The following is a 13859-nucleotide window of genomic DNA, read 5'->3' as shown; positions in this document are numbered from 1 at the left end:
TGTTTGGTGGAAAATTCAAATTAATTAAGCTGTTTTTTTATACTCTACGATCAGATTATGAAAACGCTGGAAAAGATATTGACTGTCTTGTGGCCCAGGGGAAGCTTCAGGATGATGTTGAACAGAAAAAACGGGTTTTCCAATAATCTGAATGCCACAATTTGAGCCATCAAAAAGAGAAACATGTGTTTCTTCAACATGCTTTGGTAGAGACGCTGCATCTACAGTGAAACTATGATTCATTGATGTAATTTCTACTTTTCCAGTGGTAAGGTCTTTTACAGGGTGGTTTGCTCCATGATGCCCTTGATGCATTTTTATGGTTTTAGCTCCAACAGAAAGGGCAAGAAGCTGATGGCCAAGGCATATACCAAAAAGTGGAATATTACAGTCAATTAGTTTTTTTATAGTTGGAACTGCGTATGCGGCTGTGGCAGATGGATCTCCTGGTCCATTGGAAAGAAAAATGCCATCAGGCTTCATTGCCAGAATTTCTTCTGCGTTTGTATCTGCTGGCACAATAGTAATACGTGCACCTTGTGTTGCCATAAGGCGAAGTATATTGCGCTTAATACCATAATCGACCGCAACGATATGAAAATTGTGTTTACTGTTTCTACCGTAACCTTGATTCCAAGTCCACGCTTTTTCATTCCATTCCATTAACTGGTGTGATGTTACTTTTTTTGTGAGATCGAGATTGGTGATCCCTGACCATTTTTGCATACGTTTTTTTAAAGCGCTAAGATCAAAATTACCATTTAAATCATGAGCAATAATAGCATTTTGCGCACCTTTTTCACGGATAAGAGCAGTTAGTGCACGTGTATCAATGCCGCAAATTGCAATGATTTGACGCATTTTAAGCCACTGATTTAAGTTTTCATTCGCACGGTAATTAGAGGGGTGAGTAATATCTGCCTTAAAAATAGCACCAACTGCACCATGGTGATTAATTGGTGTAAGATCTTCAATATCTTCACTATTTATACCTACATTGCCTATATGAGGAAAGGTAAAATTAACGATTTGTTTAGTGTATGATGGATCGGTGAGAATTTCTTCATAACCTGTCATGGCAGTGTTAAAACATATTTCTGCTTCAACAATACCTGTAGCTCCTGCACCTTTGCCTTCAATAACGGTTCCATCAGCTAATACTAAAAGAGCTGTAGGTTTGCTGGTGCACCAAGGTTTGGGAGATAGGGTGGTTTGTGTCATAGTGTGCGCTCACAGTTCGACGTCATACGAAAACCGCAGCCATAGCAGATGCTGTATATTATCTTGCAATGTTTTGCTTAATTTTGAAAGTATAAGTATATTCCATAAATAGGTAAAGCCCCATTTTTAGATTTTTCGAGACTTTTGTTATTATTATGCATTGTCAGATATTAAAGAGTGCTGAAAAGAGTATGTACCCATTTGAACAAAATTAAATAAATTTATGTTGTATTGATTAGCTTAATAGAGCACTGCAAATGATTTTGTAGAAGAAGAGACAACAGGTTTTGTTCTACGTTATTTAATGGATATTACGTGATTAAGAAATGTCAGAGTATTTAGAGTGTTTGAGATGGTGAAGAAAAATAAAAGTGATAATAACCAGAAACACTCTATTTTAACAAAATAATGGTTTTAGAAATCAACACGTGTTTATAAATAAATTGATATTTTGGAGCTTAAAACGCAAGCAGCAGGGGGTGTTGTTTGCGATCTCTCTACCAGTTAATAGGGCACAAGGTGATTAGTTTTTATGGTATTTTAGGTAACAAGAGTTAAAGAATGATGCAATATAGGGTGGGTAAATTATAACTTTGTTCAAAAGAGACGATTACATAGGTAAATAGATTTTTTAAGGTTATAGTTGATAGCGTTTCATAAACGCTTAAATAAGTTTATCAAATTGACTAAGAATATCTCAAGCTGTTTTTTATAACGAGTAGAGCATTAAGCTAGCAAAAAATAGAGTGCGTTATTATAAATAACACTCGGCTATATAAGTGTTATGAGGGAATGAGTAAAAGTAGCCAAATTAGTGAGTTTTCATTGGTGAAGGGCAATGAATAAGATTTTTGTTATTTATTGTATACTACGTTTCTTTTCAAAATATTGATTTTTCTGATTTATATAAGGTCAGTTTTATATATTGGTGAAGCAATTAAAAACAGCTCAGTCAGCAATAGTGGCTTGTCTGCTAGCCGCAAACGAGAACGGCGCGCCCATAGCGCATCTTTTTGGCCAATATGAATGTAATCACGGGTTAGTTCTTTACTGTTAAATAAATAACGCCCTAGAGATACATTTCCCAAGTTTGTTAGTTGATTGTGATCATCTAGGGTTTCTTGTGGGATCACTGTACGCCCCAAAAGCCAAGGTTGATTGTCTCCCATTAGTACAATTTCGCGTAGCCAGTAACGGGAGGTATCAGGCAAATGCTCAGCCTCTTCCTCTAGCTCATCATAAGTAATGAAGCATTCACGTTGCGGTTTAATATGTAGCTGAGTACAGTGACGTTCCAAACGACGAGTCATAGAGCCTGGTTCCATCAACCAATCTTTGATAGTAATAGGCACTGAAGGGTCTTGATCAGATAACCACTTTAGCGGTGGTAAAATAGAATTTCTCGTTCTAGTACTCGACATGATTCAAACTGCATGTTGTTCTAGATGATACAGGTTGTTAAAATACCTATTATAAAGCTTCCTAATTATAATGTAGAAATACAAAAGCAGCAAGTTGATAAGGGTAGGGCATAAAAATGGATTATTGGCTTTATGACTATAGTTTTAGGATTTTGGCGATAAACAAAATTTATTAGTATGATTAGCGCATTTTATTTTAGTTTAAGAATTTTGATTATCGATATTTTACTATTTTACATTATTTTATGCAGGAAATGCTAATGGTATAAATGTGAATTACAGTAATTATTTCATACTGGACACAGTTATTATTTAAGCAATTTGCTATATAGAAAAAGTTTTTAGAGAATATTAGCTAGTGTGTTGAAAAATATTTTTTCGTCTTCACATCAAGATTTTATCATTGATTATGCTTTTAAGGTTTTGGTCGTTGATAAATCGGGATTAATTCTAGTAGGGTGATCGCTGTGCTGAATGGTTACTTGCTATATTGAGCTGGTAGATTATAATTTCAAAACTAAGGTAGAATTTTAAGGTGACTTAAAAAGGCACCAGAAGGTGCCTTTGAAAATAAACATTTTATGGCCGGATTTTTCGACCGACCCATATAAGAATGCAGGCGCCGATAAAACCTGAAATAAGGTAACCAAACACACCAACAAAAGTAACACCAAAAAGGCCAAAAGAAAGCTAGCCAATGACGCTCCAATAATTCCTAGAATAATGTTTAAAAATATTCCTGTTCGACTGTTCATAAAATATTGTGCAGCCCAACCTGCAAAACCACCAATAATAATAGCTGCAATCCAGCCGATATTTGCATCTTCCATTACGCTCTCCTTTGCCTGAATTAAACTGTAAATTCTAGGTAGGGTAAGCTTTTTAAAGGTCAAGTCTTACTTATTGTTTAGAAAGGTTATGGAGGCAAAAACTTTGGGGTAGTTTCTATTCTTTTAAAATGGGATAGACCATGGAAGAGAGAAGAGAATTAATTTGTTTTTAGATGATGAACACTATCAAGATACAGACAGGATGTTTCTATATTTTGGATATTAATTTCATGTAAGTATTTAATTTAAGCTCATTTTTTTCTAAATTACGGAGCTGATTTATACCCAACTATCGTTATGATGGTCCTTGGCATTAATTTAGGCTCTTTTTTCACAGCTCTAATTTTAATGCACAATGCCTACATTTCTTTTATGCGTTAATAAATATGTACAGTATGGGTATCGCATGAGATGAAAACATTAAATGCAATATGCGCATTAGCTAAAACAGTGGCATGGGGAAAGCGGGTTATTTCAACTGTTGTGAGTGAATTGTGGACTTTTTTATTTCTTTTAACAACTAATGTTTATTGATTAAGCTCATATACGGTGAAGTGATCTGGATTTTCATAAAATTCCATTTTTGCAGCATTATAATCAACAAGATCACAGATATGGATCACTTCTCACACATGACATTAGAAAACGCTGAAGTTGGGCGATTAAAAACACTATCATCAAGAGCTGTTTGTTTAGTTAAGTCAGGAGTTTTGTCAGGCTGCATTTGTACTTATATGAATAAGTTTAGGGATTAGTTTTTAAACTTATCTTGATAATGTTTTTTTCAAGAAGGGCGAACATATTAAAATTAAAATAATGTAGGCATTGTGCATTAAAATTGGAGCTGCGAAAGAAGAGCCTAAATTAATGCTAAGGACCATCACAACGATAGTTGGGTATGAGTAAGATCATAATTAGCAAAATTGATTAACAAAATGATTCCTGTCATGGAATGAATGTAAAAAATAAATTACAACTGCCACCAACAAAAAACAGAAATAAGATCTGTTGAAAGATAATGGCGGTATTAGGCAAAATTGCGCTATCAATATAAAGTTTTTGTGGCAGTGTTTATTATATCAATTCTTGTTCACACCATGCGTGTGTAATCCAAAAAAGTAGAGAAATAGCACCTGCAAGATGAAGAGTTACTAATGCTATTCGTGATATTTTTTTCCTTTTTTATGTTGAGAATATAGTTCAATTTAAAGAATTTATATAATTAAGACTTACGGTTTTGTTTGGTTTCAAATGCGTGAACAAAATCATAACCACTTGGGTTTTGAAAAAGTTTAAGACCAAAACTGGGAAGGATGGAATAAAGATGGTCAAAAATATCAGCTTGAATTTGTTCGTACTCTATCCAAATAGTGGTGTTCGTAAAACAATAGATTTCTAAAGGCAAACCATTTGGTGTAGGGGATAATTGCCGTATCATGAGTGTCATATTATTTGTAATATTTGGGTGATTTTGTAAATAAGATAAAACATAAGCGCGGAAAGTTCCAATGTTTGTTAAGCGACGGGTATTAGCTGATATATCGCGATTTTTGTCTAATTTAGCATTCCATTCATTGAGTTCGGGTAATTTTTTTGCAAAATAGTTTTCTAATAGATTAAATTGCATCAAGTATTCTTGTTCTTCTTCTTTGTGGAATCGGATACTGGATTGGTCAATAAAAAGAGATCGTTTGATACGCCTTCCGCCTGATTCTTGCATACCACGCCAATTTTTAAAAGGATCGGTTACAAGTTTGCGAATAGGGACGTTGGTAATCGTTTTATCAAAATTTTGAACTTTGACAGTGTGGAGTGCAATTTCAATTACGTCTCCATCTGCACCGAGATTGGGGATTTCAATCCAATCACCAACACGCACCATATCAGTAGATGAAATTTGAATACTTGCAACGAGGGAAAGAAGCGTATCTTGAAATACCAAAATCAAGACAGCTGCCATCGCACCAAGACCGGAAAAGAGGATAAGAGGGGAGCGGTCAATCAATTTTGCTAATATTAAAACAGTAGCAACAGTAAAAAGTGCAATTTTAGCGATTTGAATATAACCTTTTATCGGTTTTAACCGCGATGTTGGCCGTTGTTCATAAAGAGTATTAACAATATTGAGAAGTGCAGAAATTATTAAGACAATAACAAAAATAATAAAAGCGTTGGAAACATTACGAATAATGGTACTAAGTGGATTGGGCAATGTAGGGATAAAATTAACACCGATTGAAAAAATAAAGGCTGAAGCAGTATTAGCCATGTGCCGAATGGTATACTCAGTGTCATTAGTTGTATCTGCGGGAAGAAAAGAAAAAAGCTGTTTTGCTTTATGAATAAGCAGTTTGCGTGCTAAAATATTAATTAAAATAGCAATAAGAGTAAGGATAATGAGCCAAGAAATAGCCTCTAACAATGGATATTGAGCAAGAAATTCGGTCACTTTTCTATCTCCGTTTCTCAAATTATTTGGGGTTGATCACTTGGAATTTATCAACCATTTAAGAGAAGTATTGGAATTATGCTTCAAAGTAGTTAAACATACAAAAAAGAATTTAAAACTCTGTGAGATATAATGCGTTTTCCACCTGATTTCATTGACGAGATCCGCAGCCGATTACCAATTTCAACGGTTATTAACCAAAGGGTGACATTTGACCCTCAAAAAAGCAAGCCCGCACGAGGAGATTTTTGGTTTTGTTGCCCATTTCATGGTGAAAAAACCCCAAGTTTTCACTGTAATGATCGTAAAGGTTGTTATTATTGTTTTGGTTGTGGTGTAAGCGGTAATATTTTCACTTTTCTTTGTGAACTTGATGGATTGCAGTTTTTAGAAGCTGTAGAGCGTTTGGCTGATCTTGCAGGTATGAAACTACCTGTTCTTGATCCACAAAGTTATGAACGTGAAATGCAAAAAGCCAGTCTTTATGATGTTATGGGAATGGCTACGGATTTTTTTCAATGTAGCTTACATAATAAAGAGGGAGAACAGGCGCGTTATTATCTTGGTGAGCGTGGTGTAACACCAGAACTTATAAAACGCTTTCGGATTGGTTTTGCTCCAACAAAGCGTACAGCTTTAAAAGAAGCGTTAAGTATGCGCGGTATTTCGGTAAAGCAGATGGAAGATTGTGGTCTTCTTGTATCGGGTGAGGATGTTACAGTTCCCTACGATCGATTTAGAAATCGTATCATATTTCCTATTGAAGATTTACGTGGGCGTGTAGTGGCTTTTGGAGGGCGCGGATTAGATAAAAACGTGCGAGCGAAATATCTCAATAGTCCTGAAACGGTACTTTTTCATAAGGGAAACATGCTTTACAATGCAGCTTCTGCTCGCAAAAGCAATCATTCCATAGAAGAGAAAAAAGCACGTTCTATTCTTGTCGTTGAAGGCTATATGGATGTAATTGCCTTGACAAAGGCTGGTTTTGAAAAAGTGGTAGCACCTTTGGGGACAGCATTAACAGAGGAACAAATTGCACTTTTATGGCAAATAGAACCTGATTGTGTTTTTTGTTTTGATGGGGATGATGCTGGTTTAAAAGCTGCTTTTCGTGTAGCTGATCGTGTGTTACCCCTTTTAAGAGTGGGGGTATCTGTACATTTTATTTTATTGCCTCAAGGTGAAGATCCAGATGAAATTATTCGTGCTGGTGGTGCTCCTCTTTTTAATTCTTTTTTGCAAAAATCAATTCCACTGATTGAGCTTTTATGGTGGCGCGCTACTTATGGGCAACGTTTTGAAACACCAGAAACACGAGCAGCACTGGAACGAAGACTTAAACAAGAGGTCTTTACGATTAAAGATGAAGATGTGCGTCGTTATTATTTTCAAGATATAAAGAAACGACTTTTTGATTTTTTTTCTCCTTCTTTTTTACAAAAAAAGAATACAGCAGGATATGGTAAAAACCAAAAAAACGAAATATTTAAAGGACAGTCTTTTTCTTCCTTAGAAAATTCTAATATGGTACGTAATTTGCCGCATTCTATTCCTTTGCGTGAGGCAGTTATTTTACTAATTTTAGCTCATTATCCTGATCTTTGGTATGAGAATTTTGAAGTTCTTTCTAAGTTAGAATTAAAAAATACTGAATTAACAAATTTTCATCAGTCGATGCTGGAAATTCTAGGAAGCCAACAGATTCATGATAAAGCAGTAATGATTGAGCTTTTAGAAGAAAAAGGGCAAAAGGCTATTTTAGAACGTATGAGAAATCTTGTGCAAAGCGTTGGTATGCGTACTACTTTTACTAAAGCTCCCATAGAAGATGCTCGTGCTGTATTAAAACAAGCTATCTACTTGCATCTTCGAGAACACCACCTACATAAGAGATTACAAGATATTGAGGAACAACTCATGGAAAATCCTAATAATGAGGTTTTTGATCTACTGCGTGAAACGAAAACTGAATTGGAGCAAATGCGGGCAACAGAAGCTTTGATTGAAGGATTTGGATGTTGGTTTGATGAAGAAACAGATGAGAGTGAGCCAAATAAGATAAAATGATTCGCTTTTTTTAAGCGAATCAGTCACCAAAGTCTAATGTGAAAAAAATCTATTGTAAGAGACGGCATTTTTGTGAAGAATGGCGAGTGAATTTTAAAAAAGCGGAAATTGATTCTTACTATGGAGTGTAGAGATTATCTCAAAAGGGCTGAAAGTGTCGGGGAAACTTCTGTAGTTTTCCCGCGTTTTTATGTGGGTAAAAGCGTATATAAAGTGTGTCTTTGAGAATGAGGATTTTATCCTAGGATAAAATGCATATGAGAAATTGTTGACGCGCTAAATGAAAACGCAAAAAGCTGGTCACATGAAATCTAGTAGTGATCAAGTGGAGTTAATGGTATGGCAACAAAGGCTAAACAAAAAGATAGCGTGGCAGAAACGGGCCAAGTAAGTTTGGACAGTCCTCTTCTTGATTTTTCCGATGATGCTATCAAAAAGATGATTAAACTCGCCAAGAAAAATGGTTATGTGACAATGGATGAATTGAATGCAGTTCTTCCTTCTGAATCAGTTACATCTGAGCAAATTGAAGATACATTGGCCATGCTGTCTGAAATGGGGATTAATGTTGTAGACGACGAGGATGAAGTCGATTCTGAACCTTATGAGGAAGAAATTACGATAGAAGGTGGTGATTTAGTGGAAGCCACCAGCCGATCAATTGCAACAATATCGAAATGTGATACGACAGATCGGACTGATGACCCGGTGCGTATGTATTTGCGTGAAATGGGAGCAGTTGAATTACTTTCACGTGAGGGTGAAATTGCCATTGCCAAGCGTATTGAAGCAGGGCGTGAAACGATGATTGCGGGGCTATGTGAAAGCCCTTTAACATTTCAAGCCTTAATTATATGGCGTGAAGAATTAAATGAGAAGCGTATCCTTCTTCGTGAAATTATTGATCTTGAAATGACTTATGCTGGTCCAGAAGCCAAGCAAGCTCCTGCTATTGAACGCAGTGAAGTAGAAAAAATAAAAGAGGAAATGCCATGTTCTAGTATGCATGATGTAGACGATCTTGCAGAAGACATTGGGGTTGAAGATGATGAGGAGGATGAAGTTAACTTATCGCTTGCAGCGATGGAAAATGAGCTGTGTCCTCAGGTTATGGAAACTTTAGATTTTATTGCTGAGACGTATGTAAAACTGAGAAAACTGCAAGATCAACACGTTGAAAGCAGTTTGGCAGATTGTAAAGAGGATGCTCTTTCATCTTCTCAAAAAAGAAATGCACTCAATTGAAAGCTGATTTAGTTCAAGCAGTAAAGTCTCTTTCTTTGAACCAAAATCGTATTGAGGCGTTGGTTGAACAGCTTTATGATATCAATAAACGGTTGGTTCATAGTGAAGGTAAATTGAAGCGACTTGCTAACAACTATGGAGTTGGGCACGAAGATTTTTTAAAAGAATATCAAGGTCGTGAATTAGATGCAGATTGGATTAATTATATTGCAACTTTGCCGGGATCTGGCTGGAAAGAATTTTCAACTCGTGAAGCCAAAGTAATACAGAGTTTGCGCAGTGAAATACAAAGTCTTGCGCAAGAAACTGCTATCTCAATTGGGGAGTTTCGTCGGATTGTTACGCAGGTACAAAAAGGTGAACGTGAAGCAACAATCGCTAAAAAGGAAATGGTGGAAGCCAATTTACGCCTTGTGATTTCAATTGCAAAAAGATACACTAATCGTGGTTTACAGTTTCTTGACCTCATTCAAGAAGGCAATATCGGCTTGATGAAAGCGGTCGATAAATTTGAATACCGGCGTGGATACAAATTTTCGACTTATGCAACATGGTGGATTCGTCAAGCAATTACGCGGTCGATAGCTGATCAAGCGCGCACCATTCGTATTCCTGTTCATATGATTGAAACTATTAATAAGATTGTTCGTACATCACGTCAGATTTTGCATGAAATTGGGCGTGAACCTACACCGGAAGAATTATCTAGCAAACTTTCTATGCCATTAGAAAAAGTGAGAAAAGTGCTTAAAATTGCAAAGGAGCCTATTTCACTTGAAACACCAGTTGGTGATGAGGATGATTCCCATTTAGGTGATTTTATTGAGGATAGAAACGCATTGTTGCCGATTGATGCAGCTATTCAAGCTAATTTACGAGATACAACAACTCGCGTACTTGCTTCACTAACGCCGCGTGAAGAACGTGTTTTGCGGATGCGTTTTGGTATTGGGATGAACACTGATCACACGTTGGAAGAAGTTGGTCAGCAGTTTTCAGTTACACGTGAGCGTATCCGTCAGATTGAAGCAAAAGCGCTTCGTAAGTTAAAGCATCCTAGCCGTTCACGGAAATTACGCAGTTTTCTTGATTCTTAATAATTTTCAGTATATTTCAAAATGTACCATTTATTGTAATGAAAAGTTTACTGAGTCATTTTTTGGAAAAAATTTTTAAAAAAGATAAAAGAGGTATGCTGAATAATTGGAGAAAATTCACTGTTCAAGCAATATAATGACTTAAATATTTATTACTACGCTTTGTGGAAAAAAAGACAGTGTAAAATCATGGAGATGATCTGCAAAGAAATAAATAACGTCATAAAATTATTATTTGTACATGTAGGTGAAGTTAACTCCAGAGGGGATGATTATTGAATATGCTTCACGTTGAAGTGTGTCAAATCATAGGTAAATACAAAAAATCTCTTTTTTATAAAATGGCTTATACAAGTGTATAGTTTGTAGAAAAAAATTCATTTAATTTTTGTCAGTAATTGTAGTTTGTAGGATAGATATTACAATTAGGTATTGTTTCTGAATTTAAGTTCATTTGTGATAAGATATTTTCATAAGGTATTTTTTGTATGAGATTTTTTCTAGAGATGTCTTTTATCTTTGTTGAATTAATCTTTGGGAAGATTATTTTGGGGCAGAATGAATATGGATGGTATTAAGCTAGCTTAGAGATGTATAGTGTTACAGGGACAACATTGTACTTATTTTACGTAAATTTTCTTATTTTTAAAAAGAGTATAGTCGATTTATGAGTAAAGAGGCTCCCTTTTGGAAAGTTAAAAAATTAGAAGAGATGTCCATTGTTGAGTGGGAGAGTCTCTGTGATGGTTGTGGCTTTTGTTGTTTGCATAAAGTAGAAGATGAAAACACCGGTTATATTTATGCAACTAGCGTTGCTTGCCGTCTTTTAGATATGGAAACTTGTCAGTGTCAAGATTATGCTCATCGTAAATCAATAGTTCCGGATTGTATATTATTGGATACTGCAACGGTGAAAAAAGTTCATTGGCTGCCAAAAAATTGTGCTTATCGGTTAATTAATGAGGGAAAAGACCTTCATTGGTGGCATCCACTTATATCAGGAAATCGCGAAACAGTACATCAAGCACAATTTTCTGCACACGGGAAGATTGAAGTTCACGAAAATGAATTATCATCTGACGAGGCTTATCTTCAATATATCACCGGCATTTTATATGAGGGCCGGTGATACAATTTTTTATGTATCGTTTTATTATGTACGAATTAACGACGATATCTTACTTAGTCGATAGAAAATGTTACAGTAACACTGACATTATAGTTTAATTCACCGCTTGAAAAATTTGTATCCGCATAGTTTGCAAATTGTGCACTTCTGCTTAAGCGCTGTGTTGGATGAAAGCTATTATTATTTTCATTAATTTCAATGATTTTACCCAATTTTAAATTAGCTGCTTGTGCTAAAGTTTCTGCTTTTTCAATAGCTTCAGCAATGGCTTTTTGACGTGCTTCTTTATAAAAAGGTTTTGTATCAGCATTGGTAAAGGTAATACCATGGACAGAATTAATGCCAAAAGATATTGCTTGATCAAATATTTTACCAACGTTAGCAAGATCACGGATACGCACTGTTAAAGAATTGGAAACTTCATAGAGGTTTTCGCTATTTTTTTGTTCTTGCTGTTTATCTGAGCTAGACTGATAAATAGACAAATTTGATGTTTGCAAGTCGTGTTCTTGAATGTTATTTTTTTTAAAAGAATCTACAACATTGTTCATAAATTTATTATTGTCCACTAATGCTTTTTGAGCGGTTTTGTCGTGAGTAACAATAGATAGATTGATAATTGCCATATCTGGTGTTGCTTGGCTTTCACCTGTTGCAGTAACTACAATAGTTGAATTTTTCATTGTACATTCTTCTGCGTGTACAGAGAATGAAGTGGTTAGTAATGTTATTGCTGCTAACATGGAAACTTTAATTAAGTTAGCATTTTTTAACTGGAAAATTATTTGAGTCATATTCATTTTCACTCCGTTCATTTATAGATTTTCACTTTTCCATTTTCGGGAATCATTGTAAAGAATTAAGGTACTGAAAAATAAAAACGAGAGAAACTTAAAAAAGTGAATTATAATTCAAGCAGTCTCTTGTATCGTAAAGCATTTTAGTTTAGAGAAAAATAGTCTGTAGGGCCTGTAGCTCAATTGGTTAGAGCCAGCGGCTCATAACCGCTTGGTTGGGGGTTCGAGTCCCTCCGGGCCCACAGTTATTTAATAAAATCAATAGGTTATTGTAAAAGTAAGGGAATTTGTACTTATTGATTCTATTAAGTTTTTTTATACCCTATCCCGCACCTTTTTGAAGTTTTTTAATTGCTTCTATGGCGAGTCGTTTTCTATCAGCAGTCTTTGTATAGAGTGATGCCATATCATCTTCAGTCCACCCAAAAATTGCTTTAAGTTGTGCAACGGTAGCGCCTGCATTGGCAGCTCTTGTAGCAGCTAATTTTCTTAAACCATGTGCTGATTTTTTTACACCAGCTTCATTACAAGCATTTTTAAATAAGTTCCCAAAGGTTTCTTTGGTTAGTTTCTTGCCCCCTTTTCCACAAATAAATGTTTCATTTCCGACGGGACCCGTTTCAAGAGTTTTTGCTAATTCGGGTAAAATGGGAAGAAACACATCTGTTTGAAATTTGCTCTTTTCTGTCTTTAAATGAATGACATTATCCGTTACATCTTTCCAACCAATGCGTACAACATCCCCCTTCGTAAGCCTGTGTAGAGAAGAACATCAACCCATACCCGTTCATGTGTTCCAAGAGGCCATTGTTGATAATATTTATTGATATCTTCTTCTATCCAAGCAGGGAAACCATCCTTGTTTTTAAGAGACGGTCTTTTAACCCCTGCAGCAGGATTATCTTCCAAAAGCCCTTGTTCAATTGCCCATTTAAAAAGGCTATTAACTGCTTTGAGAAAATTCCGAGCATTTGCGGGTGTTTCCTTGCGTCTTTCAACACCAGCTATAATATGCGACTTTTTAATTGCTTTGTACGGAATATCTCCTATGGCATCTGATACTTTCATTAAAATGAGTTCTTTTTGTCTTTTCGTAGCATGAGCTAGGTTATGCCAGGTGAGGCTATTAAAATATTGTTTTAGAAGCCATATGAAACTACCTTCAACCAGTTTACCAGGTTTAGATTTAGGGAGCTTGTATCCTTGTAACTCAGAAAGTGCTTTTTTATAATCGTCGACAAATTCTTGTGTACCATAGACTCCATGCACTCTACGCCTTTGACCATGGCCAATACGCACATACCATATAGTTTTACCATGGCGCGTGATTTCTTTGACAAGGTGAGGAGGCCGCGGTTTAGGCATGACAGGACCTTACATACCAATGTCATAATCAAAATCATCCTTTGAGAGATCTAGTAATCTGTCTGGATGGGTAGCTGTATTTGGTACGGTGATGTCAGGTTTAAGATAAATTAAGAGCTCACCAGTTGGTTTGATTTCAATTAACTCACAACCTTGCTTTTTAGCCTCTCGTAAAGCCCGAGCAATGGCTGGCTGTGTTATAGTAGGGTGGCGATGAGCCATGTTGAATTTCCTT

Annotated in this window: 7 protein-coding genes, 1 tRNA gene and 4 pseudogenes; 4 read left to right on the top strand and 8 right to left on the bottom strand. The window is 35.8% G+C overall.

Translation table 11 applies throughout. From position 1 onward, the window contains the following. Positions 1–24: 24 nt before the first annotated feature. The 5 genes and pseudogenes from carA to BscR1v2_RS05065 all read right to left on the bottom strand — a co-directional run bounded on the left by carA (position 25) and on the right by BscR1v2_RS05065 (position 5921). A complete protein-coding gene (gene carA / locus BscR1v2_RS05080) occupies positions 25–1221 on the bottom strand; it encodes a glutamine-hydrolyzing carbamoyl-phosphate synthase small subunit (protein ID WP_078689970.1) in 1197 nt (398 codons plus the stop codon). Between the two features lie 902 nt (positions 1222–2123). Then, positions 2124–2642 carry a chorismate lyase gene (gene ubiC / locus BscR1v2_RS05075; protein ID WP_078689969.1) on the bottom strand — a complete coding sequence of 173 codons (519 nt, stop codon included), beginning with the start codon at positions 2640–2642 and terminating at the stop codon, positions 2124–2126. A gap of 579 nt (positions 2643–3221) precedes the next feature. Then, positions 3222–3472, bottom strand: a pseudogene (locus BscR1v2_RS05070) (GlsB/YeaQ/YmgE family stress response membrane protein). 115 nt (positions 3473–3587) lie between these two features. Continuing rightward, positions 3588–4187 (bottom strand): annotated as a pseudogene (locus BscR1v2_RS08610) (hypothetical protein); the annotation flags it as partial. 507 nt (positions 4188–4694) lie between these two features. Then, positions 4695–5921, bottom strand: a complete 1227-nt coding sequence (locus BscR1v2_RS05065) for a mechanosensitive ion channel family protein (protein ID WP_078689968.1) — start codon at positions 5919–5921, stop codon at positions 4695–4697. Positions 5922–6053: 132 nt separating this feature from the next. Here BscR1v2_RS05065 and dnaG point away from each other — a divergent pair, with 132 nt between their 5' ends. From dnaG to BscR1v2_RS05050, 3 genes and pseudogenes are all read left to right on the top strand, one after another. Next, positions 6054–7991, top strand: coding sequence for a DNA primase (dnaG, locus tag BscR1v2_RS05060; RefSeq protein WP_194284941.1), 1938 nt, complete (start codon positions 6054–6056; stop codon positions 7989–7991). Between the two features lie 339 nt (positions 7992–8330). Further along, a pseudogene (rpoD, locus tag BscR1v2_RS05055) lies at positions 8331–10333 on the top strand (RNA polymerase sigma factor RpoD). Positions 10334–11000: 667 nt separating this feature from the next. Continuing rightward, positions 11001–11462: a YcgN family cysteine cluster protein gene (locus tag BscR1v2_RS05050; RefSeq protein ID WP_078689966.1), complete on the top strand. Its 462-nt coding sequence runs from the start codon at positions 11001–11003 to the stop codon at positions 11460–11462. Between the two features lie 53 nt (positions 11463–11515). Here the strand turns inward: BscR1v2_RS05050 and BscR1v2_RS05045 are convergent, their stop codons facing one another. Further along, a complete protein-coding gene (locus BscR1v2_RS05045) occupies positions 11516–12256 on the bottom strand; it encodes an SIMPL domain-containing protein (RefSeq protein ID WP_078690327.1) in 741 nt (246 codons plus the stop codon). Positions 12257–12427: 171 nt separating this feature from the next. Between BscR1v2_RS05045 and BscR1v2_RS05040 the strand changes: the two genes are divergently transcribed. After that, positions 12428–12501: transfer RNA gene (locus BscR1v2_RS05040), tRNA-Ile, on the top strand. A gap of 80 nt (positions 12502–12581) precedes the next feature. Here BscR1v2_RS05040 and BscR1v2_RS05035 read toward each other — a convergent pair. Both BscR1v2_RS05035 and BscR1v2_RS05030 read right to left on the bottom strand, forming a co-directional pair. Continuing rightward, a pseudogene (locus tag BscR1v2_RS05035) lies at positions 12582–13624 on the bottom strand (tyrosine-type recombinase/integrase). Between the two features lie 9 nt (positions 13625–13633). After that, entirely contained in the window at positions 13634–13846 is a 213-nt protein-coding gene (locus BscR1v2_RS05030; protein WP_010704032.1) for a hypothetical protein, read from the bottom strand. Positions 13847–13859: the final 13 nt, after the last annotated feature.

This window comes from Bartonella schoenbuchensis R1 (genome assembly GCF_002022685.1).
Lineage (GTDB): Bacteria > Pseudomonadota > Alphaproteobacteria > Rhizobiales > Rhizobiaceae > Bartonella > Bartonella schoenbuchensis.
This window is presented reverse-complemented; position numbering and strand designations above follow the sequence as displayed.